Origin of the sequence: Janthinobacterium sp. 17J80-10 (assembly GCF_004114795.1) — a bacterium.
GTDB lineage: Bacteria > Pseudomonadota > Gammaproteobacteria > Burkholderiales > Burkholderiaceae_D > Paucimonas.
The window spans coordinates 2947312-2970668 of record NZ_CP035311.1 but is presented as its reverse complement, the minus strand read 5'-3'; the positions used below and the strand labels follow the sequence as shown (position 1 = coordinate 2970668).

Annotated in this window: 24 protein-coding genes; 13 read left to right on the top strand and 11 right to left on the bottom strand. The window is 60.8% G+C overall.

The genetic code is table 11. The features are described from left to right. Positions 1–45: 45 nt before the first annotated feature. A complete protein-coding gene (locus EKL02_RS13330; RefSeq protein ID WP_128902501.1) occupies positions 46–951 on the bottom strand; it encodes a LysR family transcriptional regulator in 906 nt (301 codons plus the stop codon). A 102-nt stretch (positions 952–1053) separates the two neighbouring features. Here EKL02_RS13330 and EKL02_RS13325 point away from each other — a divergent pair, with 102 nt between their 5' ends. From EKL02_RS13325 to fdxA, 3 genes are all read left to right on the top strand, one after another. Next, a complete protein-coding gene (locus EKL02_RS13325; protein WP_128902500.1) occupies positions 1054–2196 on the top strand; it encodes a muconate/chloromuconate family cycloisomerase in 1143 nt (380 codons plus the stop codon). A gap of 85 nt (positions 2197–2281) precedes the next feature. Continuing rightward, complete coding sequence (locus EKL02_RS13320; protein ID WP_128902499.1) at positions 2282–3202, top strand: dioxygenase; 921 nt, start codon at positions 2282–2284, stop codon at positions 3200–3202. Between the two features lie 101 nt (positions 3203–3303). Next, a complete protein-coding gene (gene fdxA / locus EKL02_RS13315; protein WP_128902498.1) occupies positions 3304–3669 on the top strand; it encodes a ferredoxin FdxA in 366 nt (121 codons plus the stop codon). Between the two features lie 178 nt (positions 3670–3847). Here fdxA and EKL02_RS13310 read toward each other — a convergent pair whose 3' ends face one another. The 4 genes from EKL02_RS13310 to EKL02_RS13295 all read right to left on the bottom strand — a co-directional run bounded on the left by EKL02_RS13310 (position 3848) and on the right by EKL02_RS13295 (position 7908). After that, positions 3848–4465, bottom strand: a complete 618-nt coding sequence (locus EKL02_RS13310; protein WP_128902497.1) for a TetR/AcrR family transcriptional regulator — start codon at positions 4463–4465, stop codon at positions 3848–3850. A gap of 115 nt (positions 4466–4580) precedes the next feature. Then, positions 4581–5960: a DEAD/DEAH box helicase gene (locus tag EKL02_RS13305; protein ID WP_128902496.1), complete on the bottom strand. Its 1380-nt coding sequence runs from the start codon at positions 5958–5960 to the stop codon at positions 4581–4583. Between the two features lie 184 nt (positions 5961–6144). Beyond that, the gene (locus EKL02_RS13300; protein ID WP_128902495.1) at positions 6145–7467 is read right to left on the bottom strand and encodes a ferric reductase-like transmembrane domain-containing protein; all 1323 of its coding nucleotides are present in this window, start codon (positions 7465–7467) and stop codon (positions 6145–6147) included. Positions 7468–7563: 96 nt separating this feature from the next. Next, positions 7564–7908, bottom strand: coding sequence for a PepSY domain-containing protein (locus tag EKL02_RS13295; RefSeq protein WP_128902494.1), 345 nt, complete (start codon positions 7906–7908; stop codon positions 7564–7566). Between the two features lie 148 nt (positions 7909–8056). Between EKL02_RS13295 and EKL02_RS13290 the strand changes: the two genes are divergently transcribed. Genes EKL02_RS13290 through EKL02_RS13280 form a run of 3 tightly spaced genes read left to right on the top strand, consistent with a single transcriptional unit; the run spans position 8057 to position 10439 of the window. After that, entirely contained in the window at positions 8057–8380 is a 324-nt protein-coding gene (locus EKL02_RS13290; RefSeq protein WP_128902493.1) for a PepSY domain-containing protein, read from the top strand. Further along, positions 8380–9048: a response regulator transcription factor gene (locus EKL02_RS13285; RefSeq protein WP_128902492.1), complete on the top strand. Its 669-nt coding sequence runs from the start codon at positions 8380–8382 to the stop codon at positions 9046–9048. The genes EKL02_RS13290 and EKL02_RS13285 overlap by 1 nt, the downstream gene beginning before the upstream one ends. Next, a complete protein-coding gene (locus EKL02_RS13280; protein ID WP_128902491.1) occupies positions 9045–10439 on the top strand; it encodes a sensor histidine kinase in 1395 nt (464 codons plus the stop codon). Before EKL02_RS13285 ends, EKL02_RS13280 begins: the two co-directional genes overlap by 4 nt. 6 nt (positions 10440–10445) lie before the next feature. Here the strand turns inward: EKL02_RS13280 and EKL02_RS13275 are convergent, their stop codons facing one another. Continuing rightward, positions 10446–11129, bottom strand: a complete 684-nt coding sequence (locus EKL02_RS13275) for a Fe2+-dependent dioxygenase (protein ID WP_128902490.1) — start codon at positions 11127–11129, stop codon at positions 10446–10448. 25 nt (positions 11130–11154) lie between these two features. Then, complete coding sequence (locus EKL02_RS13270; protein ID WP_128902489.1) at positions 11155–13419, bottom strand: TonB-dependent siderophore receptor; 2265 nt, start codon at positions 13417–13419, stop codon at positions 11155–11157. Between the two features lie 340 nt (positions 13420–13759). Between EKL02_RS13270 and EKL02_RS13265 the strand changes: the two genes are divergently transcribed. Together EKL02_RS13265 and EKL02_RS13260 are read left to right on the top strand one after the other, a co-directional pair. After that, positions 13760–15865: a TonB-dependent siderophore receptor gene (locus EKL02_RS13265; RefSeq protein ID WP_241687712.1), complete on the top strand. Its 2106-nt coding sequence runs from the start codon at positions 13760–13762 to the stop codon at positions 15863–15865. A gap of 10 nt (positions 15866–15875) precedes the next feature. Continuing rightward, on the top strand, positions 15876–16559 hold the full coding sequence (locus tag EKL02_RS13260) for a PepSY-associated TM helix domain-containing protein (protein ID WP_128902488.1): 684 nt from the start codon (positions 15876–15878) through the stop codon (positions 16557–16559). 41 nt (positions 16560–16600) lie between these two features. On the opposite strand, the gene EKL02_RS13255 is transcribed toward EKL02_RS13260, so the two are convergent. The 3 genes from EKL02_RS13255 to EKL02_RS13245 form a co-directional block, all read right to left on the bottom strand. Beyond that, positions 16601–18487 carry a ferrous iron transporter B gene (locus EKL02_RS13255; protein WP_128902487.1) on the bottom strand — a complete coding sequence of 629 codons (1887 nt, stop codon included), beginning with the start codon at positions 18485–18487 and terminating at the stop codon, positions 16601–16603. Then, positions 18487–18759 carry a FeoA family protein gene (locus tag EKL02_RS13250; RefSeq protein ID WP_206732394.1) on the bottom strand — a complete coding sequence of 91 codons (273 nt, stop codon included), beginning with the start codon at positions 18757–18759 and terminating at the stop codon, positions 18487–18489. Before EKL02_RS13250 ends, EKL02_RS13255 begins: the two co-directional genes overlap by 1 nt. 339 nt (positions 18760–19098) lie before the next feature. Next, entirely contained in the window at positions 19099–19890 is a 792-nt protein-coding gene (locus tag EKL02_RS13245) for an inositol monophosphatase family protein (protein WP_128902486.1), read from the bottom strand. Positions 19891–20018: 128 nt separating this feature from the next. On the opposite strand from EKL02_RS13245, the gene EKL02_RS13240 reads away from it, so the two are divergent. After that, positions 20019–20777 carry an RNA methyltransferase gene (locus EKL02_RS13240; RefSeq protein WP_128902485.1) on the top strand — a complete coding sequence of 253 codons (759 nt, stop codon included), beginning with the start codon at positions 20019–20021 and terminating at the stop codon, positions 20775–20777. A 184-nt stretch (positions 20778–20961) separates the two neighbouring features. On the opposite strand, the gene lexA is transcribed toward EKL02_RS13240, so the two are convergent. Then, positions 20962–21633, bottom strand: a complete 672-nt coding sequence (gene lexA, locus EKL02_RS13235) for a transcriptional repressor LexA (protein ID WP_128902484.1) — start codon at positions 21631–21633, stop codon at positions 20962–20964. A gap of 237 nt (positions 21634–21870) precedes the next feature. Here lexA and rpsF point away from each other — a divergent pair, with 237 nt between their 5' ends. Genes rpsF through rplI form a run of 4 tightly spaced genes read left to right on the top strand, consistent with a single transcriptional unit; the run spans position 21871 to position 23322 of the window. Then, entirely contained in the window at positions 21871–22239 is a 369-nt protein-coding gene (rpsF, locus tag EKL02_RS13230) for a 30S ribosomal protein S6 (protein ID WP_128902483.1), read from the top strand. Between the two features lie 17 nt (positions 22240–22256). After that, positions 22257–22571, top strand: coding sequence for a primosomal replication protein N (gene priB, locus EKL02_RS13225; RefSeq protein WP_128902482.1), 315 nt, complete (start codon positions 22257–22259; stop codon positions 22569–22571). Continuing rightward, positions 22558–22842 (top strand): 30S ribosomal protein S18, encoded by a 285-nt coding sequence (rpsR, locus tag EKL02_RS13220; protein WP_128902481.1) that lies wholly within the window; start codon positions 22558–22560, stop codon positions 22840–22842. The genes priB and rpsR overlap by 14 nt, the downstream gene beginning before the upstream one ends. A 27-nt stretch (positions 22843–22869) precedes the next feature. After that, positions 22870–23322: a 50S ribosomal protein L9 gene (gene rplI / locus EKL02_RS13215; RefSeq protein WP_128902480.1), complete on the top strand. Its 453-nt coding sequence runs from the start codon at positions 22870–22872 to the stop codon at positions 23320–23322. Positions 23323–23357: the final 35 nt, after the last annotated feature.

Here is a 23357-nt window from a genome sequence, read left to right as displayed (position 1 = left end):
TCAAAGGCATGAACCGCAAAGCGCGCCCGTAAAACGGCGCGCTTTTTATTTGGCTTCGGCGTTTTCTGATGCCTGCTGCAATTCTGCAATCAGTTTTCGCAATTGCTGCAGATCGGCTGAATCATTGTCCCGGCGAAGATTCATGATGACCGGGGAGGTGACATTCCTGTTGCTCAGTTCGCGGTACACGACGTCGTTGCGCTGCAGGCGCTGCACTGAGCTTGGCACCAGCGTTACGCCCACGCCCGCGGCAACGAGGCCGATGGCGGTCTGCATTTCATTGACGTCGATGACACTGCCCAGGCTGAGATCGTGTGCGCGGAACTGTTGCAGCACATGGTCGGCATAGCTCGGCCGGGGCTTGGCCGGATACAGAATGAACGGCTCGGCGGCCAGCTGCGCCAGGCTAAGGCGCTTGAACTTCAACAATGGGTGTTTCAATGGCAGGGCCGCGACCAGCGGCTCTTCCGTGAGGACTTCAAAGCTCAATTGCGGGTCTTCGAGTTTGAGCCTGCCGAAGCCGACATCGATTCTGCCTGCTTTCAGCGCCTCGGCCTGCTGGACCGAAGTCATTTCCTGCAGTACGACTTCCACTTCCTGATTGGCCAGGCGGTAGTGCCGAATGATTTCAGGCAGTATCCCGTAGAGCGAGGACGGGACGAAGCCGATGCCGAACCAGCGCCTGCGCCCTTCGCTGATGCGGCGCGTGGCTTCCTTGGCTTCGGCGATTCTCGACAATAGCTGGGAGCACTGGTCGAGGAAAAATACGCCGGCTTTTGTCAATGCCAGCGGCCGTGCATTGCGGTCAATCAATTGCGCGCCAAGCTCGTCTTCGAGCTGGCGGATCTGGCGTGACAAGGGCGGCTGGGCGATGTGCAGCTGTTCGGCCGCGCGCGTGAAATTAAGGGTATTGCCCAGGGCTTCGAAGTAGCGCAGGTGACGAATTTCCATCTATACCTCCTGGGTATCGTTCAGGATTGAAATGATATTAGACGCACCGTCCGGCGGCAACTACTATTCTATTCAACTATTCAGCACCAGATCCGCACACCCATGAGCACAAACTTGCCAACCGAAAAAATATCGATTACCTCGCTTGAGGCGGTGATCGTCGATTTGCCCACGATCCGCGAACACAAGCTGGCGATGACCACGATGCAGCGGCAAACCCTGGTCATTCTGCGCCTGCGCTGCGAAGACGGGATCGAGGGCTTGGGCGAAGCGACGACCATCGGCGGCCTGGCCTATGGCGACCAGAGCCCGGAAACCATCAAGCTGGCGCTGGACCATTACATTGCGCCGCTGGTGACCGGCATGGATGCGCGCAGCGTCAACGCCGTCATGGCGCATGTGGGCAAGGCGGTGCAGGGCAATGCGTTGGCCAAGTCGGCGCTGGAAACGGCCTTGCTGGATGCGCAGGGCAAGCGCCTGGGCGTGCCGGTGCATGCCTTGCTGGGCGGCGCCGTGCGCAACGCGTTGCCAGTGCTCTGGACGCTCGCCAGCGGCGACAGCGCGCGCGATATTGCCGAAGCTAAACAGATGCTGGAAGTGAAGCGGCACAATGTCTTCAAGCTCAAGATCGGCAAGCGCACGCCCATGGAAGACGTGGCGCACGTCGCCGCGATCAAGTCGGCGTTGGGCGATCAAGCCCAGCTGACGGTCGATATCAACCAGGCATGGAGCGAGGCCATTGCTACCCGCCATATCCCCGACCTGGTCGATGCCGGCGTGATGCTGATCGAGCAGCCCATCATCCGCACCAACCGTCGCGGCATGGCGCGCCTGACGCAGCGTTTTGAAGTGCCGATGATGGCCGACGAGGGCGTGCAGAATGCCGTCGATGCCTTCGACTATGCCGCCGATGGCGCCTGCAGCGTCATCGCCCTGAAGATCGCCAAATCCGGCGGGCCGCTGGCGACCATGCGCACTGCAACCGTGGCGCACGCTGCCGGCATCGGCTGCTATGGCGGCACGCTGCTGGAAGGCACGATCGGCAGCATCGCCTCGGCGCACGCCTTTGCCGCCTGCGAAAACCTGGAGTGGGGCACGGAATTGTTCGGCCCCCTGCTGGTAAAGGATGACATCGTGGTGGAACGCGCCACCGTCACAAATTTTGAACTTGCAGTACCGAATCTGCCTGGCTTGGGGGTGTCTATTGACGAAGACAAGCTGGCATTTTACCGGCGCGACCGCTAACGGGGTGCCCTAGTCGCGGCCGCGTGCAGGGGCATGATGCCGCCTTATTTTCCGTCAAGAAGTTTTTTTGTGTTTGGAGACTGTAATGAAGAATGAATACACGATCGACGAGTTGTTGACTCGCGTGAATACCATCAAGATTGCCGAAGGCAATGAGCGTGTCCGTGCCCTGTCGCAGCGTATCATCACCGATCTGTTCAAGACCATCGATGAATTCAAGGTCACCCCGGATGAGTTCTGGGCCGCCATGGACTGGATTTCCCGTCTCGGCGCTTCCGGCCAGGTTGGCCTGATTACTGCCGGCCTGGGCTTTGACCGCCTGCTGGACATCCTTGCCGACGAAGCTGACAAGGCCGTCGGGCTGGTTGGCGGCACGCCACGCGCCATCGAAGGTCCGCTCTACGTCGCCGGCGCGCCCAGCTCCAGCTATGAAGCACGCCTGGACAATGGCAAGATGGCAGGCGAAACCTATGTCATGGAAGGCGTTGTGCGCGGCCTCGACGGCCAGCCGCTTGCCAATGCCTCGCTGGATGCCTGGCACGCCAACGAGCACGGCATGTATTCGCATTTCGATCCGAGCCAGGAAGCGTACAACCTGCGCCGCAATATCATCACTGACGAGAACGGCCGTTACCGTTTCCGCAGCGTGATCCCGCCGGGCTACGCGATTCCGCCGACCGGCCCGGTTGCGGAAATCTTCGCCGCCCTCGGCCGCCACGGCAACCGTCCTGCCCACATCCACTTCCTGGTGTCGGCGGAAGGCAAGCGCACCCTGACCACCCAGGTCAATATCCCGGGCGATACCTACATCGACGATGATTTCGCCTTCGCGACCCGCGACGGCCTGGTCGTGACCCTGGAAAAAGTGGCATCGCCTGCAGGCTACGAATCGCTGGGCATTACCGGTGAATTCACCCGCATCCCGTTCGATTTTGTGTTGCAAAACGCCGTTGCTGCCGACGAGAGCAAGCACTTGAGCCGTGTTGAGCGTGCACTTGGCGCGTAAGTAAGCCCGCTGTCAATGCCGCATCGGCAAAATCCCGTTCTGTGATAAGGTCACGGGGCGGGATTTTTGCTTGTCCCCGGCGGCCTTACCTCAAGGAAAACATGGCCTTTGTCGTTACCGAAGCCTGCATCCAGTGCAAATACACCGATTGCGTCAGCGTCTGCCCGATGGACTGCTTTATGGAAGGGCCGAATTTCCTGGTGATCAATCCGGACGAGTGCATCGATTGCTCGATGTGCGTGCCGGAATGCCCGGTCAATGCGATCGTCGGCGAAAACGAGGTCGCGCCTGACCAGCAGCATTTCATCGCGCTCAACCGCAAGCTTTCGCAAGACCCGCAGTGGCGACGCATTTCCCGCGTCAAGGGGCCACTGCCTGCACACGCGCAGTGGCGCGAGGTGAAGGACAAATTGCACCTGTTGCGCCAGCCTGGCGAGGAAGAGGCGGGGTCTCCCGCATCTCAATGATGAAGTCTTCATTGTTGGCCGGCAATTGACGCCAAATTACGGCGACATAGCGGAACAGGACGAGACCGCCAGCGACTGCGGCGGTGCCAAAAAGCCAGGATAACGAGACCATTTTTACCTCCATTTCGCACGTGCGTGCGAATTTTATTGCAATAAAACCCCGGTCGTCCTGGCCTGGTCAGCCGAGATAATCGAAGCTGCGGTAAGTCGAGATCAGCCGAGCATATGCCCGGCGCATGCGGTCCGCGGCAAGCGCATCGTGCAGGAAGCGCGTGTCGTGCATGACGCCGACGATGAGGCTGTAGATTTCGAAAATCAATTGTTCCGGGTCGGTGTCGGGCCGCAGATGGCCGGCTTCCAGCGCCTGCAGCACAGCCTTGCGCAAACTCGCGCGCCACTGCAGCACGCCATGCTGCAGGCGGTCGCGCAAGGGACTGGCGATATCGTCGAACTCGAACGAGCCGGCGGTATACAAGCAGCCGCTGCCGGTGCCGCTCGCGCACACCCGCCTGATCCAGTGGTCGATCATCGCATTCAGGCGCGGCAGGCCGCGCGGCAGTGACAGCGCCGGCTGGAAAACCTGGGCGGCGAAACGCCGGTCGAATTCGTCCAGTACCGCCTGCTGCAAGGCTTCCAGCGAGCCCACTCGCGAGAATACGCCGCTCTTGCTGAGCCCGAGGCGTTTTGCCACTTCCCCCAGCGAGAGTTTACCGATGCCTTGTTCCGCCGCCATGTCGAGCGCGGCATCGACGATGGTGGCATAGGTATGTTCGCTTTTGCTGGAGAGGGTGTCCATGCAGGTAATTTAGCACATGTGTGCGAAAAAGCCAGAATTTCTTTTCAAAATAAAAATGCCACCCAGTAACAAACTGGATGGCATCGACTGGCAGGTCCTGGTCTGGCTAGTTGGCTTAGCGGCCGCGGCCACCGCTGCGGTGCGGCGATGCTGGCCGAGGTGCGGCACCCTGGTCCGGACGTGGGCCGGCAGGCTTGCGCTGGCCTTGCGACTGGCCGGGTTGACCCGGCTGGGCAGAGCGCGGCTTGGCGCCGCCGCCGCCGCTACGGCCACCACCATTGCGGCCGCCGTTGCGGCCACCACCGCCACGCTGGTGATCTTCGCTGCGCAGCTGGATCGGTTGTGGCTTGGCGTTCGGGTCCGGCTCGAAGCCGGCGACCACTTCGCGCACCAGGTTTTGCTTGATGAGCTTTTCGATGCCTTTGAGCATGTCGTGTTCATCCACGCACACCAGCGACACCGCTTCGCCGGAAGCGCCGGCGCGGCCGGTGCGGCCGATGCGATGGACGTAATCTTCCGGCACGTTCGGCAAGTCGTAGTTGACCACTTGCGGCAACTGGTCGATGTCGATGCCGCGCGCGGCGATATCGGTCGCCACCAGCACCTGCAGCTTGGCACTCTTGAACTCGGCCAGGGCGCGGGTGCGCGCTGCCTGGCTCTTGTTGCCGTGAATCGCCATGGCGCTGATGTCTTCCTTGCCAAGCTGTTCCACCAGCTTGTTGGCCCCATGCTTGGTGCGGGTAAACACCAGTACCTGGAACCAGTTTTTTTCCTTGATCAGATGCGCCAGCAGCGAATGCTTCTTGTTGCGGTCGACCGGATGGATCTTTTGCGTGACGATGTCGGCGGTGGCGTTGCGGCGCGCCACTTCGATCATGGCCGGGTTATCCAGCAGGCGATCGGTCAGGGCCTTGATCTCGTCGGAGAATGTCGCGGAAAACAGCAGGTTCTGGCGTTTCTTGGGCAGCAGCGCGAGCACGCGCTTGATGTCATGGATGAAACCCATGTCGAGCATGCGGTCGGCTTCGTCCAGCACCAGGATTTCCACCTGGTCAAGCTTCATGGTGCCTTGCTGCAAATGGTCGAGCAGGCGGCCGGGGGTGGCGACCAGGATATCGACGCCTTGCCTTAGCAGCGCAACTTGCGGATTGATGTTGACACCGCCAAAGATGACTGCCGAGTTCAGCTTGACATATTTGCCGTAGGTTTTGACGCTGTCGCCAATCTGCGCGGCGAGTTCGCGCGTCGGCGTCAGCACCAGGGCGCGGATCGGGCGCTTTGCGCCTTCGGCACGAGGCGCGGCCGACAGGCGATGCAAAATCGGCAGCGTAAAGCCGGCAGTCTTGCCGGTACCGGTCTGGGCGCCTGCCAGCAGGTCGCCGCCAGCGAGCACTGCCGGAATGGCTTGCTGCTGGATCGGGGTGGGCGTGGTATAGCCGTATTCGGTAACGGCGCGAACGATCGCTTCGGACAAGCCGAGCTGGGAAAAGGACATGTGGATTCTTAAATTTTATCGGCCTGTCGCCTGATATGAAGGCGCCAGTCGCAGGCAAACAGGTTGGACTACGGAGAGTCTAGGGACGGCGGCAGGGTGACTGGAAAACAACCGCAGAGGCCAGTATAACAGTCATTGGTGATGGGCGCAGAAAAGCCTGCATGGGCAACATGCAGGCTTGACACTAGCGCATCTCAAATGCCTCCTGGTGCAGGCGCAGCCGGCCCGGCCAGGCACGTTGCAATTTGCTCATCAGTGTGTCGGCCAGTCCTTGCGGGCCGCAAAACCAGACCTCGGCACGGCTCTTCGGATCCTGGCGGCTTGCCAGCGTTTCCGCCGTCAGCACTTCGCCCTGGCGTTGTCCATGCACGTGCAGGCGCATCCCGGGGAGCGTGGCGCACAGGGATGCCAGGCGCGCGACAAAGGGATCGCTTTCGCGGTCACGCGTGCAGTAGTGGAGGTCGGCCGCCGGCGCGCTTGCGGGATCGGCCTGGAGCGACTCGAGCCATGCCAGGAAAGGCGTGACGCCGATGCCGCCGGCAATCCAGATCTGCCGGGCGCGCGGATCGCAACGGGATAATGCGAAGCGTCCATAAGGCCCTTCGATCCTGACCGGCTGCCCCGGCCACAGGCTGTGCGAGAGCTGCCGCGTAAAGTCGCCGAGCGCCTTGATCTGGAAAGTGACAGTGCGGTCGCCGCGGTCGGCGCTGGCAATCGTGAATGGATGCGCTCCTTCAAAACGCCCGAAAGTGACAAAGGCGAATTGACCTGGCTGGTGGCCCTTCCAGGCATCGCCGAGGCGGCAGGTCAGTTCGGTGACGTCGGCCGCGCTCTGCTTGACTGCGACGACCGTGCCTGACACCGAGCGGTTGCGGCCGATGCGGCCGGCCAGCGACAGCACGCTGGCGATGACGCCGCCGCAAAAGAGAAGGGCAAGCAACATACCCAGCGGCTGCGTCCAGTAATCGGTGGGCGCCAGCAGTGCGGCATGGAAGGCCAGCATCAGGTAGAGCCCAGGCATGACGCGGTGGAGATGGCGCCAGATCTGGTAAGGGAAACGTTTCCACAATGTTAGAACGAGCATTGCCAGCAGCGCATAGATGGCGAACTCGCCCATATCCTTGGCGGCGTCGCGCAGCGTTTCCAGCAGCCCCGTGTATTCGGCGCCGTGCACGCGTCCGGCGCGCCCCACCAGCGCCTTGAGGATGTCGTCGGACATTTCAACCAGCCAGTGTGTCGCCGCAAATGCCACGGCCAGTATGCCAGTCCACTTGTGCAGGCGGTAGACCCGGTCCATGCCGCCCAGCGGCCGCTCCAGCCAGGCTGGCCGCGTTGCCAGCATCATGGCCAGCGACATCAGCGCAATCGCATACACGCCGCTCAGGTAAAGGGCTTCCTGGCGCAGCGTCCACCACATCGCGCCACCTTGCGGCAAGGCGGCTGTCTGCAGGTCCCAGCCCCAGGCCAGGGTGATCAGCGCCAGTACGCCGAAAAGTATCTTTTTCATATCAGGCTCATCTAAAGTAATGCCGTGCCAGGGGCCGGTTTGCCGCAGCGCCAAGCAGGGTGCGGCAAATGCACCCGGCAGGATCAAGGCTTGCTATTAATTCCTGGAGTCATCATTACGTTCATGCCGGCCCTCGCCTTTTTTGCGGGTTTCCAGGACGTTGCCGGACTGCGGATCGACATGCAGCTTGACCCGCGCGCCGGCCTTGTCAGTTGCCTTGACTTCATAGGTGTCGCGCTCGCGCTCGATGTCCGTGATGCCGCTATAGCCGGCGGCCTTCAGCTTCTCGCTGATCTGCGCAATCGACAATTCGGGCTGTGCGGCAGTGCTTTGCGCCGGCCTGGCGCTCTGCGCGACTGCCGGTGCGGCAATGGCGCCAGCAGCCAGGAGGGTCGTGCCAATGGCAAGAGCGGATAGAATATGGCGGGTAGGGGTACGCATGATGAAATCCTTTCGTGGTTGGGGCCGTAACGTCGACCGTAGAGCCATTGTGCGACTGCCTTCCTGAACTATTGCTGAAGGCGCCGTTCATCCGGCGTTCAGAAATGCTTTCATATAATCATGCGATGACATTCAGTGGATTCGAGCCATGAAACCGCACCACTATTTTCCGGTTGCGCTGGCGCTGTCGCTCGCCATCGGGGCTGCGCCCTCCACCCAGGCCGGGGATGACCATGAGCGTGCGCGCCAGGCAGTCGCGGCCGGGGAAGTGCTGCCCCTGAGTTCTGTGCTTGCCGAAGTGGAGCGGCAGTATCCGGGGCAGGTCATGGAAGTCGAACTCGAACGCGACGATGGGATTTGGGTTTATGAAATCAAGGTGCTGCGTCCGAGCGGCGCCCTGCTCAAGCTGAAAGTGGACGGGCGCAGCGGCAGCGTGTTGGGCAGCAAAAGCAAAAAGCAGGGAGGTCATTGATGCGTGTTCTGGTGGTCGAAGATGACCCGGCGCTTGCGGCGCAGCTGGTCGCGGCCGTCAGCGCAGCGGGCTATGCGGTCGATGCGGCCTGCGATGGCGAGGACGCATGGTTTCGCGGCGACGACGACAGCCAGCCCTACGATGCCGTGGTGCTCGACCTGGGCCTGCCGCTCATGGATGGCCTGACGGTGCTGAAAAAGTGGCGCTCCGCCGGGCGGACCATGCCGGTGCTGATCCTGACGGCGCGCGACAACTGGCACGAAAAGGTCGCCGGCATCGATGCCGGCGCCGATGATTACCTTACCAAGCCGTTTCACATGGAAGAACTGCTGGCACGCCTGCGTGCGCTGATCCGGCGCGCCGGCAGACACGCCAGCGCGCAGCTGACTTGCGGCGGCGTCACGCTGGACACGCGCAACAGCCGTGTCACCGTCGACGGCCAGGCGCTCGGATTGACCGGCCATGAATTCCGTGTGCTGTCATACCTGATGCATCACCAGGGCGAACTGGTTTCGCGCAGCGACCTGATCGACCATATCTACGCGCAGGATTTCGATCGCGACTCCAATACGGTCGAAGTATTCATTGCGCGCCTGCGCAAGAAGCTGCCGCCCGGGGCGATCGAAACCGTGCGCGGCCTGGGTTATCGTCTCCTGTGTCCGCAATGACCCGGCCTGCCTTGTTGCGCGACTCGCTGCGCCTGCGATTGCTGGCCGGCACGCTGGTATGGATTCTCGCCTCGATTGCGGTGGCGGGCTGGGGGCTGGATGGATTGTTCCGCCGCCATGTCGAACAACAGTTTGACGCCGAGTTGAAGACGCACCTGGATCAGTTGACGGCAAACCTGGTTTTTGACGAGCGCGGGCAGCCGTCGCTGTCGGCGCCCTTGAGCGACCCGCGCCTGAGCAGGCCGCTCTCCGGCCTTTACTGGCAAATCGACCGCCTGAATCGCGGCGATGCTCCCGTGCTGCGCGGGCTGCTGCGTTCGCGCTCGCTGTGGGACACCGTGCTTGAAGTGCCGCATGATGCGCTGGGCGATGGTGCCATTCACCGGCATCGCATCGGCGGCCCGCAAGCGGCACGTCTCGGGGTGGTCGAGCGCATGCTCTATCCGTCCGGCAGGCCGGACCTGCCGTTGCGCCTGATTGTCGCGGCCGACGAAGCCTTGATGGATGCGCCTGCGCAACGTTTTGGCGGTATGCTCTGGCTGGCGCTGGGCATCCTTGGCGCCGGTCTCGCGGTTACCGCGGTCGTGCAGGTTGCGGTCGGCCTGGCGCCCCTGAGCCATTTGCACAAAGCCTTGAGCGCGGTGCGCAACGGCGAGGCGCAGCAACTCACCGGGGATTTTCCGGCCGAGATCGGGCCGCTGGTGGATGAGTTCAATACCGTAATCGCCCAGAACGCCGAGGTCGTTGCACGCGCGCGCACGCAATCGGGCAACCTGGCCCATGCGCTGAAGACGCCGCTGAGCGTGATGTCCAATGCTGCCGCGCTCGAACAGGGCGAGTTCGCCCGCCTCGTCGGCGAACAGGTCGAGACGGCAAGGCGGCAAGTGGAGTACCACCTCAAGCGGGCGCGCGTGGCGGCTGCAGTCAATGTTCCCGGCGCCAGGACTGGGGTGGCGCTGGCCCTTGACCAGCTGGCAAAGGTCATGCGGCGGGTTCATGCCGAGCGTGATCTGGACCTGCAAGTCTTTCCCGTCGCCGGCAGTCTTTGTTTTCGCGGCGAGGAACAGGACTTGCACGAAATGCTGGGAAATCTGCTGGACAATGCCTGCAAATGGGCGAAGCATCGCATCGAGGTGCGCGCAGTCGAAGAGCAGGAGCAGGTGGTGATTACGGTCGCGGACGACGGCAATGGCTTGCCGGCCGCGCGTCGCGATGCCATGCTGCAGCGAGGCGTGCGGGCTGACGAGCAGGTTGCCGGCTCGGGGCTGGGTCTCGCCATTGTCGACGACCTGGCGCGCATGTATGGCGGGGAGGTGATGCTCGCGGATTCGCCCTTGGGCGGATTGCAGGTTGAGTTGCGCCTGCCGGCTTGCCCGACCGGCGCATCGTGATCAAGACTAAGTTTCCGCCCACATGCGCAGCAGATTGTGATAGCAGCCTGTCAGCTTGACCACCGGTGGCGTGTCGCCCCCGGCTTCCCGGAGTGACAGGATCGACATGTCGAGATCGAATAGCATGCGCCGCTGGGCATCGTCGCGCACCATGCTCTCGATCCAGAAAAAGGAGGCGATGCGCGCGCCGCGTGTGACCGGTTCGACCCGGTGCACGCTCGACGAAGGATACAGGATCATGTCGCCGGCCGGCAGCTTGACCGATTGCGTGCCGAAGGTATCCTCGATCACCAGTTCGCCGCCATCGTATTCTTCCGGTCCGGTCAGGAATAGCGTCGCCGACAGGTCGGTCCGCACCCAGGCGCCGGTGGCGACCGAGGTGCGCACGGCATTGTCGATGTGGTTGCCGAACGTATTGAAGTCGCCCTCGTAGCGGTTGAACAGCGGCGGATAAGTCTTCTTCGGCAGCGCGCCGGTCATGAACAGCGCGCTTTTGGCCAGGGCATCGACCACGATGGCGCGCGCCGCGCGAGAGGCTTCGCCATCCTCGGGCAACTGGCGGTTGTTCTTGACCTGGCTGGACTGGGTGCCGGCGGTGATCTTGCCGTCGGCCCAGTCCGCCGATTCGACGATGGCGCGGCAGCGCGCGAGCGCCGCCGGCGTCAACACTTGAGGAATGTGCAAAAGCATGGCGAATCGGCCTTTCTTTCCAGGACTAGAACTTGGTTTCGAAGGTCAGCTGCACTGCGCGCGCGGTGCCGGGCACCGCATGGCCTACGTACACGCTTTCGTAATACGTCTTGTCGAACAGGTTGAAGACGTTCAGCTTGATCAGCGATTTTTTCATCTCGTACTGCACCAGCGCATCAACGCGTGTGTATGACGGCGCTGCAGTGGTGTTGGCGGTGCTGCCGTAGCGCAGGCCGACGCCTTCGATGCCGCCGCCGAACTTCCAGCTATCCAGCTTGTAAGTGCTCCACAGGCTGTAGGTATAGTCCGGCGTATTGATCGGCACATTGCCCTGCGTGTTGGCGGCGGAGGCGGCGGCAAGATCGATCTTGCCGCGCATGAGCGCGATCGAGCCGAACACTTCCCAGGCAGGCGTAATGCGGCCGGCCGCTTCGAACTCGATGCCGTCGGTGTGGCGCTTGCCGGACATCAGGTAGATGTTGGGCGAGGCCAGGTCGGTATTGCGCTCGTTGGTTTTTTCCGAGCGGAAGATGGCGGTGCGCAGCGACAGGTCACCCTCGGCCAGGTCCCATTTGGCGCCGATTTCGATATTGCGGTTCTTTTCCGGCGGCGTGTTGACGCTGCGGTCATCCAGCTGGTAAAGCTCGGCCGACGGGTTGAACGAGGTGCCGTAGGAGGCGTAATACGACGCGGTGTCGGTCGGCTGATACAGCAAGCCGGTCCGGTAGCTCCATTCCTTGTCGTCGCGCTTGTAGGGCACCAGTCCGGTCAGGCCGGCGGTGATTTCGGCGGCGGTCGCCGGGCGGTCATACCTGGCGCGGAAGTTGTCATGGCGCGCGCCCAGCACCAGCTTCCATTTCGGCGCGAACTCGATGGTGTCCTGGGCATAGATGCCGACGGTATTGGCCGTGTAATAGTTGAATGCGTCGCGCGGGAAGACAGCGCCGCCCGGCAGGGTGTCATAGATGTTCGGGTTGCCCACGGTGGTTGCCGGATTGTTCGGGCTGAGTGCGGCCGAACCATTGGTCCAGCGTTCGGCCTGTTCCTTGACCAGTTCCATGCCAGCCAGCAGCTGGTGCTTCATGCCGCCGAGTTCGAACTTGGTGTTGAAGTCGGATTGCGCGGTGAGGGTGTTTTCCTCGCCGCCGCGTGACTGGCGCTGGCGATTGACAGCGGTGGCATCCGTGATAACTGCCGTGCCGGCAGCCAGGCGGGGCGCCACGGCGCGCAAGTCGCGCTTGTAGTCGGCCGCGCGCACCACCGTGCGCAGGTTGGTATCGCGGTCGAAACGGTGCGTGTGGCTCAGCGTGGCGATGCCGGTTTCATTCTTTTCATAGTCGTAGCTGGCCATGCCGTAGAAGCGGCTGGACGGCACGTTAAGCGGGCGGTTATTGAAGTAAGGCACGCCCATGTCGGGGATGTTGTCTTCCTTCAGGTAATAGTAGGACAGGGTGAAATCGTTGTCGGTGCCGATGCCCCAGCGGATCGAGGGCGCGATGCCCCAGCGGTGCGCTTCCGGGCCGTCGCGGAAGCTGTCCGTGTCGGTTTTCATGACATTGATGCGCGCGGCCATGTCGGTGCCGATGCTCTGGTTGATGTCGGCGGTCAGGCGCTTGTAGTCATACGAGCCAACGGTGACGGCGGCTTCGTTGCGGTCCAGCTTGTCGGGCTGCTTGCTGACCTGGTTGATCAGGCCGCCGGTGGAGCCACGGCCGTACAGCATCGAGGCCGAGCCGCGCAGCACGTCAATCTGTTCGAGGTTGAAGCTTTCGCGGTTGTATTGCGCGATGTCGCGCATGTTATCCAGGTACAGGTCGCCCACTGCGGAATAGCCGCGCAGGGTGATGTTGTCGCCGATGCGGCCGCCTTCGCCGGCATTGAAGGTCAGGCCGGCAACGTTGCGCAGCGCTTCCTTCATGGTGTCGGCGTTACGGTCATGCATCAGCTGGCTGGAAATGATGGTGACCGATTGCGGGATGTCGCGCGCCAGCTGGGCGCTCTTGCCCACGCTGGTCTTGCCGCCCTGGTAGCCGATCGTTTCGCGATCGCGCACGTCCTTGACGGTAATGGTCGGCATGGTGGCTTCCTGCTTTGCCGGCGCATCGGCCTGTTCCTGCTTGCCTGGATTGGCCTGGGCGCTCTGGGCAAGGGCGGCATCCATGCTGAAAGCCATGGCGGCGACCATGGCGCCAAGCGGCAGCAGGGCAGGGCGGGCGGATGCCTGCGTTCGGATAGCGGGGCTGGACGCGATCGCTGCCGCAGCCGGCCGCAAGGCGGGAAGTACTTGCATGGATTGTTCTCCTGGATAGTTAAGCCTGATGAAACGGTTTCTTGCTGGCTGGCTATCCGGGTTGAACGATGGAATTGCTGGCTGGAGATAAGAGTGGCGTCGTGCTCTAATTATTAATAATGATAATCATTATCATTTCGGAAGTCAATCGGGAGGCTGCATCAGGGACATTTCATGTCGTTTGCGGGTCAGGGAGTCAGGTCATCCGTAGAAGATATACTTAATTGTTGATAATGGTTCTCATTCGCATTATTATGGAGCCCTTGCAACCGCCCGCCCGCCAATAGTCCTCACGACTGCCAGCCAGCCCTGCATTTCCCTATCTGTGAGGATTATTACGATGAAAAAGCACAAACTGGCATGGCTGATAGCGCTTGCCATGCAACAAATTGCCGGTGCTGCAGACGCAAAAACCGTTTCCGCGCCCCAGCCCGAGTCCAAGCTGCCTGAAGTCAAGGTCAAGGCGGATCGCGAACTGGCGCCGACCTACAATCCGCCTTCGGCAGTCAGCGCCACCAAGATCGAAGCGCCCTTGCGCGATATTCCGCAAACCGTCAATGTCGTGCCGCAAAGCGTGATGCGTGACCAGGGCGCGCGTTCCATGGAAGCCGTGATGAAATCGGTGCCGGGCATCGGCTTGTCGCACGGCGATGGCCAGCGCGACCAGGTCACGATCCGCGGCTTTTCCGCGATTGCCGACCAGTTTGTCGATGGCTTGCGCGACGATGCCCTGTATTTCCGCGACCTCTCGAATATCGAGCAGGTGGAAGTGATCAAGGGCCCGGCCTCGGTTCTGTATGGCCGCGGCTCGTCGGGCGGCATGATCAACCGCATCACCAAAAAACCTGGCATCGACAAGAACGAGGTTGCGTTGACGGCGGGCAGCTGGAACCAGCGCCGCGGTGAATTCGACCTCGCGCGCAATTACAGCGATGCCGGCGTGGCTTTCCGCATCACTGGCGCACTGGAAAATGCCGACAGCTATCGCGACCAGCAATTCCTGGATCGCAAGGCGCTGTCGCCTTCCGTCATGGTCAAGCTGGGTACTGACACCAGGTTGCTGATTCAGGCTGATTACCTGGAAGACCGCCGCGTCACCGACTTCGGCATTCCCGCGCTGAATGGCTTGCCCGTGAATGTCGCGCCCGGCACTTATTTTGGGGCTGCCAAGGGCAAGGATTTCGACTTTTCGGAATCGCGGGTGACCTCAGTCGGATTCACATTGACGCATCGCTTCAACAGCGAATGGTCGGTGCGCAATGCATTCCGTCAGTACGAATATTCGCTGGACCGTAACAATACCCTGGTGGGAACCGTCAATGCGGCAACCCAGACCGTCAACCTGAACCGCAGTAATGTGCGGCGCGAAGAAGATGGCTATTTCAACCAGACTGAACTGGTGCAGAAAACCACGCTGGCAGGCATGCAGCATCAAGTGCTGTACGGGGTCGAGTTCGGCGAGCAAAACAAGGATCAGGTATTCCGCACGCAGAATAATATTGCGATCAATATCCCCATATTCAATTTCGTGGCGCCGGTCGTGCCGTTTACGGTGGCGGGGCCAGCGCAGACGGACAATCTCGGCATCATGAAGGTGGCCAGCGCTTATGTGCAGGACCTGGTGACCTTGTCGGAAAAATGGAAGGCGCTGGCAGGCGTACGTTATGACCGGTTTGATCAGAAAATGCTGCAGCGCCTTGCAGGCCCTAACCTGAGTCGTACGGATACCGCGTGGAGCCCGCGTGCCGGCCTGGTGTTCCAGCCGAGCGGGGCACAGTCGTATTACGTATCGTTCAGCAAATCGTTCCAGCCGTCGGCTGAAAGTTTTCCGCTGGCGGCAAACAATGCCCAGATCGCGCCGGAAGAAACCACCAACAAGGAAATTGGCGTCAAGTTCGATTTCTTCAATGGCAACGCATCCCTGGGCGCAGCATTGTTTCAGCTGGAACGCACCAATATCAAGTCCACCGATCCTGCCGCCCCTGGAGTGCTGGTGCCGGTAGGCGTGCAGCGGACTGACGGGCTGGAGCTGACCTTCACCGGCGAGCTGCCGCAAGGCTGGCAAATCTGGTCCGGCTATGCCTATCTTGATGCCAGGGTAACTTCGTCGCCAACCCCGGGATTGCAGGGCAAGCGCGCCACCCTGACGCCACAGCACAGCGCCAACCTGTGGATCACCAAAGCATTGGGTAATGGCTGGCGTGCGGGCGGTGGTGTCAATTATGTTGGCGATCGCATGGCGGATCCTGCCAATACGGTTACCCTGCTTGCCTATACGACCGTGGATGCGATGGTTGGCTACAAATTACAAGGCCTGGATCTGCAACTGAACTTCTTGAACCTGTTCGATCGCGAATACATCGTCTCGGGCCACGGTTCGTCCGCTAACCTCAACCTGCCAGGTGCGCCCCGCTCGGTGCAACTGACGGCACGCTACAATTTCTGAAGATAAAGCAATGAACTTGAATGAAGGTTTGTCCGAGGCACAGGCCGCATCCGTTCCTCCACGTCGCTCCCGCAGCCGCCGGGCCATATTCCTGACCTGGTTGCGCAAGATTCACCTCTACGTGGGCTTGTGGGGCGCGGTGTTCGGACTGTTATTCGGAGTAACCGGCCTCCTGCTGAACCACCGCGCGATCCTGAAAATCCCGGTGGAGAAGACGGTGCAAAAGACCGTTCAGGTGGCCCTTCCTTCGGCGACGGCATTTTCATCGCCGGCGGACTTGTCGGCATGGCTGCAGCAGGAATTGCAGTTCAAGTCGGTAGCGCCGCCGATTATCAAATCACAGATGCGGCAGAAAGTTATCTGGGCTGATATCGAAACCGTGCAGCCGGAGCGATGGACTGTCATTCTGCACCGGCCGGGCGGCGCGATCAATGCCGAATATTTTGTCGGCAACCGTTTTGTAAAGCTGGACAAAATCGATGCCACGCCTATCGGTACGCTGACGCGCCTGCACATGTCCACCGGTGTGAATGCGTTCTGGGTGCTGCTGAGTGACACCATTGCCGGCGCGCTGATCCTGCTGTCGATCACGGGACTGCTCTTGTGGACGCAGCTGCATACGGTGCGCACGGTAGCAGTCCTGACCAGTGTCGGCGCCTTGTGCTCCGCCCTATGGTTCATGTGGTCGATCTAGGCGGCGCAACGAAAGCTTCGAGGCAGCGCCGATCGGCTTGCTTACATGAGCGCCAGGGTGATGCGGTAAGTTAGGAACGAGGCGAGATACGCCAGGCCAAAGAGGTAGCCGGCCATGATCAAGGGCATTTTCCAGCCACCGGTTTCGCGCTTGACCGTGGCCAGGGTGGACAGGCATTGTGGCGCAAAAACGAACCAGGCCAGGAGGGAAAATGCCGTGGCCAGACTCCAGTCCCGGCTGATCACGGCAGACAGGGCGGCAGTGGCCGCGTCGCCCGATGTCGAGAGTGCATACACGGTCCCCAGCGAGCTGACCAGCACTTCACGCGCCGCCAGGCCTGGCACCAGGGCGATGCTGATCTGCCAGTTGAAACCGATTGGCTCGAACACCACCGCCAGCGCCCGACCCAGCATGCCTGCGAGGCTGTATTCGATTGCGGGGCCGGTCGCACCGATGGGCGGCGTCGGGAAGCTCGCCAGGAACCACATCAGGATGGTCAATCCGAGGATGATGCCGCCCACGCGCTTCATGAAGATGCGCACCCGCTGCCACAGGCCGAGGGCGATATTGGCAAAACTGGGCCAATGATAGTTGGGCAATTCCATCATCAGAGGGCGCACCATGCGACCGCTGCTGGTAAAGCGTTTCAGGATCCAGGCCACGGCCAGTGCGCCAAGAATGCCGGCCGCATACAGTGCGAACAAGACCAGCCCCTGCAATTCCAGCACGCCCCATACGCTGTGCTGCGGGACGAAGGCGGCGATCAGCAAGGCATACACTGGCAGACGGGCCGAACAGGTCATCAGCGGCGCGATCATGATGGTTACCAGGCGGTCGCGCGGATTGGAAATGGAGCGCGTTGCCATGATGCCGGGAATGGCGCAGGCAAAGCTCGACAGGAGCGGGATGAAGGAGCGGCCTGACAGGCCGACGCTGCCCATCAGCCGGTCGAGCAGGAAGGCGGCGCGTGGCAGGTAGCCCGATTCTTCCAGCAGAAGGATAAAGAAAAACAGGATGATGATCTGCGGCAGGAAGACCACGACGCCACCGGCGCCGGCGATCATGCCATCGACCACCAGGCTTTTGATCCAGCCATCCGGCAGCAACCCGCCGACCGCTGCACTTACCCAGGCAGTCAATTGCTCGATCCAGCCCATCGGCGCTTCCGCCCAGGCGAACACGGCCTGGAAGATCAGAAACAGCAGAAATCCCAGCAGTATCGGGCCGCCTACAGGATGCAGCACGACATGGTCGATGCGGTCGCTGCCGGTATGCGGCACGATATGGTCTAGCCCCATGCTCTGCAATATACGTCGCACTTCCTCATGGTCGCCAGCCGTGCTGGCGCTTGCATCCTGCAGTGGCGCCAGGGCAGGGGCGCCGCGCCGCCACAATTCGGGGTCGTCGAGCAATGTCCGCAAGGCTTGCTCGCCACCGCTGGCCACGCCGATGGTGGCGACCACCGGTATGCCCAGTTCGCGCGCCAGCGCATCGGCATCGACAGGCCTGCCGGACTTTTCCGCCAGGTCGGCCATGTTCAATGCCACTACACAGGGCAGGCCCAGACGTTTGACGGCCAGCACCAGGCGCAGGTTGCGCCGCAGGTTGGTGGCGTCCACCACGCACACCACCAGATCGGGCCGTTTTTCGCCTGCCGCACGGCCATACAGGACGTCACACGTTACGCGTTCATCGGGCGAGCGGGGATGCAGGCTGTAGGCGCCCGGCAGGTCGAGCACCCGCAAGGTTTTGCCGCCGGGCGTTTGCAGCCGGCCTTCCTTGCGTTCGACAGTAACACCGGCGTAGTTGGCGACTTTCTGGCGGCTGCCGGTGAGGCGGTTGAAGAGGGCAGTCTTGCCGCAGTTGGGGTTGCCTACCAAGGCCAGCAAGGGGCCTGCAGCATGCACATGGACGACAGCCTGTTTCATTACATTTGTCCTGCATTTACGGCTAGTACACTTACGCAGGCAGCTTCGGCAAGGCGCAGGGCAAAAGTGGATGTGCCTACGCGCACGACCAGGGGATCACCGCCCGGCATGCCGCGCGCCAGCAGCATGACTTGTTCACCCGCAATGAAGCCAATTTCTTCCAGCCAGCGCAGCCATTCTGGCGCGTGCGGTGGAGCCTGTACCGTTTGTATGAGACAAGGTTGGCGCAGGGACATTTGTGCCAGCGTCGATGTAACATTTGTTCGTTTCATGGTCGATTCTTGCCTGCAAATATGCTTCGATGTGCAATCAGCACAGCTTTCAGGGATCTATCATAACACCAAATTCAAATGAGACTCATTATCATTCGCATTTGATTCTGCGAATGTGTCTGTGCCGGCGGCCATTTGCAAGCCCAGGCCAACTTGCCGGAGCTGGCCCGGTGCTGCTGGCAACCTGCTGTCAGTTGTCCGAGCAGTGGACTGGCGTGGCCGAGCGGTCGTTGCCGAAGCCGCAATAACGCGGCATCTTCAATCGCATGGTGCAGGGACGGGCTGCCTGAGCCTGCCGGAGGTTCCGCGGATGCGGCCGGCAGGAGGCGATAGGGGAGGTCAGGCGTAGGGCGACAGCAGGTTGACCATCTGGCCGAAAATCTTCGGCGATCCGGCCAGTACGTCACCCTTGTAAATGTATTCGGATTCGCCCTTGAAGTCGCCGACGATGCCGCCGGCTTCCGTAATCAGCAGCGAGCCTGCCGCCACATCCCAGGGTTGCAGGCCTTTTTCAAAGAAACCGTCGAGATAGCCGCAGGCAACATAGGCCAGGTCGAGTGCAGCCGCACCCGGACGGCGCAGGCCGGCGCATTTCTGCGTCATGACGCGGAACATGTCGATGTAATTTTCCAGGCCCTGCATGTCACGATAGGGAAAGCCCGTGCCGATCAGGGCATCGGCCATCTTGTCGCGCTTGCCCACGCGGATGCGCTTTTCATTCAGGTAGGCGCCGGCACCCTTGGTGGCGGTAAACAAATCGTTGCGGCACGGGTCATACACCACGGCCTGGGTGATCTGGCCGCGATGCTGCAAGGCGATCGAGATGCAATATTGCGGAAAGCCGTGGATGAAATTGGTGGTGCCGTCCAGCGGATCGATGATCCAGACGTTTTCGTTTTCGTCGTGCAGGTTGGCCGACGGGCCGGACTCTTCGGCCAGGATGGCGTGGTCGGGATAGGCGGTTTGCAGTACCTCGATGATCGCCTGCTCGGCGGCGCGGTCGACTTCAGTGACGAAATCGTTTTGCTGCTTCTCGGTGACCTTCAGACGGTCAACGTCGAAAGAGGCGCGAGTGATGACGGTGGCGCCGCGGCGGGCGGCCTTCACCGCCGTATTGAGCATGGGATGCATACAGGTTCCGTTAAAATGGCGGTTCCCTTGCAAACCGCAATCAGGGAACCATATAAATTGAACAATGAGCGAAGCGGGAATCGTCCTGGCCTGAGCCTGTCTTTCACCGCGTAATACCGCTATTTTAAATGAACCTGCCCCAAACCGACACTCTCCTCTTCAAACGCCTGCGTTTTATCCTGGTTGAAACCAGCCGTGCCGGCAATATCGGTGCTGCCGCGCGGGCCATGAAAACCATGGGGTTTGCCGACCTGGTGCTGGTCAATCCGCGCTGCGCCGACTTTGCCCGGCATGAAGAGGCCGTGGCATTTGCCAGCGGCGCCCTGGATGTGCTGGAGGGCGCGCGGGTCGTCGGCTCGATCGACGAGGCGCTGACGGGGTGCAATTTCGCCGCTGCGGTGAGCGCCCGCTTGCGCGAATATTCGCCACCGCTGGTGACGCCGCGCGCGCTGGCCGAACAACTCGCCGGTGATGCCGGCTTGCAGGCAGCATTCCTGTTTGGTAACGAACGTTTTGGTTTGCCGAACGAAGCGGTGGAGAAATGTAATGTCCTGATCAACATTCCCGCCAATCCCGATTATTCCTCGCTCAATCTCGCGCAGGCGGTACAGGTGCTCGCCTATGAAGGCCGCATGGCGGCCACCGACGGCAAGCTGGCGGCAAGCGGCATCGGCTTCAAGGGGGAAGCGGCCAGCGTCGAGCAGATCGAGGGCATGTATGCCCACCTCGAGCAGGCACTGGTGGCAATTGATTTTCTCAACCCGGACAGCCCCAAGAAGCTGATGCCGCGCATCAAGCGATTATTTTCACGGACAGCGCTGGAAACCGAGGAAGTCAACATCCTGCGCGGCATGGCGCGCCAGATATTGGCAATGAAGAAATCCTGATAAAAATATGCCGCTCCGGCGTGGATTCCCTGGGAAATCCGCAGGCATCCCGCGCCAAGTGAGAGGGGAAGCGCAAAATGCCTGCATCGCTGGAACGGCACTAAAAAACGATCATGAATCGTTGCTGGTTGGACTGTTGAATCTAATCAATAGTTCCTATTTGCAGGTGTTTTAATTCCAAATATTAATTCCAGTTACGCAGCAATCCGACCGCCAGGCCTTCCAGGGCAAAGTCTTCCTGGTCGGGATTGACGCGGATCGGCTTGAAATCCGGATTTTCCGGCAGCAGTTCAATCACCGCCCCGGTTTTCTGGTAGCGCTTGACAGTGACATCGTTGCCCAGCCGGGCCACGATGATTTGGCCATTGCGGGCGGCATCGATTTTTTTCACGGCCAGCAAATCGCCGTCGAGGATGCCGGCATCGCGCATCGACATGCCGCGCACCTTCAGGAGGTAATCCGGCTTGGCGGCAAACAGAGCCGGATCGACGTTGTAGGTGCTCTCGATGTGTTCCTGCGCCAGGATCGGCGAGCCTGCGGCGACGCGGCCGACCAGGGGCAGGCTCAATTGCATCAGTGCCGGGTGGGGCAGCGCCATTTGCGCGGGACGGCTGCGTGCCGGCCGGGCAGCGCTGCCCGTGCCCTGATCGCGCAGGCGGATGCCGCGCGAAGTGCCGGGCGAGAGCTCGATGGCGCCCTTGCGCGCCAGCGCCTGCAAGTGCTCCTCGGCGGCATTGGCCGAGCGAAAACCCAGTTCGGCGGCAATTTCGGCGCGGGTCGGCGGAAAACCGGTATTTTCAATGGCTTCGCGGATCAGGTTGAGGATTTGTTCCTGGCGTGCGGTTAATTTCAGCATGGCGGCAATCCGGATGTTGGGGGGAGGTGCGCTGTTTGGATAAACAGTCTGTATTTTTATACAGTGGACGGGCGAATGCAAGCCTTATTTGCATGTAATTCTGTTTAGAAACTTGGGTAAGGGCTTGAAAGGCTTGAGTTTTCTTTCAATACAAGGCAAAATCTTGGGTTTTCCTCTTCCCACACTCGTCTTGACGCCGAGGTGGGCAATTCGTCAATCTGTCCATAAGGAGATTACATGCGTCATTATGAAATCGTATTTATCGTGCATCCGGATCAAAGCGAGCAAGTGCCCGCCATGATCGAGCGCTACAAAGGTATCGTTACCGCCCGCGGCGGCAAGATCCACCGCGTGGAAGACTGGGGCCGCCGCCAAATGGCTTACCAGATCGACAAGCTGGCCAAGGCACATTACGTTTGCCTGAACATCGAGTGCGACGCCGAGACCCTGGCTGAAATCGAAACCGGCTTCAAGTTCAACGACGCTGTCCTGCGCCACCTGACCGTGCGTCTGAAGAAGGCTGAAACCACGCCGTCGCCGATGATGAAGGCCGTGCAGAAGGAAGACGCCGCCAAGAGCCATCGCAGCGAAGCGCCTGCCGCGTAATTGACGAAGCAAGGGGCGTGAACCGGTTCGAACTGCAAGCCAGCATTGCCGAGCGCGACGTCATGCGCTACACACCGGCAGGCATCCCGATCGTGAATGGCAAATTGCTGCACACATCGAGGCAAATGGAAGCAGGTGTGGAAAGGCTGGTTGAATTCGAAATTGCCGCGCTTGCCGCGGGCGAGATTTCGGGAAAATTCAAGCAGGCTGAACTAGGTGAAACATACCAGTTCGGCGGTTTCCTGGCACGCAAGAACCGTAATAGCAAAAGCCTCGTGTTTCACATACTTGATATCAATACAGATTTAGGAGCCAAAAATGGCATTCGGTAAAAAATTCGACAAGAGCAAGCTCAAGGAAAAACGCAAACAGCAGAACCCGCTGTTCAAGCGCAAGAAATTCTGCCGCTTCACCGCCGCCGGCGTTGAGCAAGTGGATTACAAGGACGTCGACACCCTGAAGGACTTCGTCCAGGAAAACGGCAAGATCATGCCGGCACGCCTGACCGGCACCCGCGCGCACTATCAGCGCCAGGTGGATACCGCCATCAAGCGCGCACGCTACCTCGCCTTGCTGCCGTACACCGATCTGCACAACGCGTAATTGACGACCGAGAATTAGGAGAAAAACATGCAAGTCATTCTGTTGGAAAAAGTCGTCAATCTCGGCAACCTCGGTGAAGTCGTCAAGGTCAAGGATGGTTACGCCCGTAACTTCCTGATCCCGCAACGCAAGGCCCGCCGTGCTACCCAGGCCGCGATCGCCGAATTCGAAGCCAAGCGCGCCGAGCTGGAAAAAGCCGCTGCCGAGAAACTGGCGGTATCCCAGGCACAAGGCGAGAAGCTGGCCGGCCAGACCGTCCAGATTTCGCAAAAGTCCGGTGTCGATGGCCGTCTGTTCGGTTCCGTCACCAACCACGACATCGCCGAAGCCCTGACCAAGCAAGGTTTCCCGGTCGAGAAAGCGCAAATCCGCTTGCCGCAAGGCCCGCTGAAGATCGCTGGCGAACACGCCGTCGCAGTTGCACTGCATACCGACGTCGTTGTCGATATCACGGTCAACGTGGTTGGCGAGCACGCCTGATCGGCCTGTTCAGCTTGCCTGAATCAAAAAGCCGG

Bases quoted from the DNA above. Each gene is read 5' to 3' on its own strand.
- EKL02_RS13330 (WP_128902501.1), bottom strand. From the start codon at position 951: ATGGAAATTCGTCACCTGCGCTACTTCGAAGCCCTGGGCAATACCCTT.
- EKL02_RS13245 (WP_128902486.1), bottom strand. From the start codon at position 19,890: ATGCATCCCATGCTCAATACGGCGGTGAAGGCCGCCCGCCGCGGCGCC.
- EKL02_RS13270 (WP_128902489.1), bottom strand. From the start codon at position 13,419: ATGCAAGTACTTCCCGCCTTGCGGCCGGCTGCGGCAGCGATCGCGTCC.
- EKL02_RS13255 (WP_128902487.1), bottom strand. From the start codon at position 18,487: ATGAAACAGGCTGTCGTCCATGTGCATGCTGCAGGCCCCTTGCTGGCC.
- EKL02_RS13310 (WP_128902497.1), bottom strand. From the start codon at position 4,465: ATGGACACCCTCTCCAGCAAAAGCGAACATACCTATGCCACCATCGTC.
- EKL02_RS13250 (WP_206732394.1), bottom strand. From the start codon at position 18,759: ATGAAACGAACAAATGTTACATCGACGCTGGCACAAATGTCCCTGCGC.
- EKL02_RS13265 (WP_241687712.1), top strand. From the start codon at position 13,760: ATGAAAAAGCACAAACTGGCATGGCTGATAGCGCTTGCCATGCAACAA.
- fdxA (WP_128902498.1), top strand. From the start codon at position 3,304: ATGGCCTTTGTCGTTACCGAAGCCTGCATCCAGTGCAAATACACCGAT.
- EKL02_RS13285 (WP_128902492.1), top strand. From the start codon at position 8,380: ATGCGTGTTCTGGTGGTCGAAGATGACCCGGCGCTTGCGGCGCAGCTG.
- rplI (WP_128902480.1), top strand. From the start codon at position 22,870: ATGCAAGTCATTCTGTTGGAAAAAGTCGTCAATCTCGGCAACCTCGGT.
- EKL02_RS13320 (WP_128902499.1), top strand. From the start codon at position 2,282: ATGAAGAATGAATACACGATCGACGAGTTGTTGACTCGCGTGAATACC.
- EKL02_RS13305 (WP_128902496.1), bottom strand. From the start codon at position 5,960: ATGTCCTTTTCCCAGCTCGGCTTGTCCGAAGCGATCGTTCGCGCCGTT.
- EKL02_RS13240 (WP_128902485.1), top strand. From the start codon at position 20,019: ATGAACCTGCCCCAAACCGACACTCTCCTCTTCAAACGCCTGCGTTTT.
- EKL02_RS13295 (WP_128902494.1), bottom strand. From the start codon at position 7,908: ATGCGTACCCCTACCCGCCATATTCTATCCGCTCTTGCCATTGGCACG.
- rpsR (WP_128902481.1), top strand. From the start codon at position 22,558: ATGGCATTCGGTAAAAAATTCGACAAGAGCAAGCTCAAGGAAAAACGC.
- EKL02_RS13290 (WP_128902493.1), top strand. From the start codon at position 8,057: ATGAAACCGCACCACTATTTTCCGGTTGCGCTGGCGCTGTCGCTCGCC.
- EKL02_RS13260 (WP_128902488.1), top strand. From the start codon at position 15,876: ATGAACTTGAATGAAGGTTTGTCCGAGGCACAGGCCGCATCCGTTCCT.
- EKL02_RS13300 (WP_128902495.1), bottom strand. From the start codon at position 7,467: ATGAAAAAGATACTTTTCGGCGTACTGGCGCTGATCACCCTGGCCTGG.
- EKL02_RS13325 (WP_128902500.1), top strand. From the start codon at position 1,054: ATGAGCACAAACTTGCCAACCGAAAAAATATCGATTACCTCGCTTGAG.
- EKL02_RS13280 (WP_128902491.1), top strand. From the start codon at position 9,045: ATGACCCGGCCTGCCTTGTTGCGCGACTCGCTGCGCCTGCGATTGCTG.
- rpsF (WP_128902483.1), top strand. From the start codon at position 21,871: ATGCGTCATTATGAAATCGTATTTATCGTGCATCCGGATCAAAGCGAG.
- EKL02_RS13275 (WP_128902490.1), bottom strand. From the start codon at position 11,129: ATGCTTTTGCACATTCCTCAAGTGTTGACGCCGGCGGCGCTCGCGCGC.
- lexA (WP_128902484.1), bottom strand. From the start codon at position 21,633: ATGCTGAAATTAACCGCACGCCAGGAACAAATCCTCAACCTGATCCGC.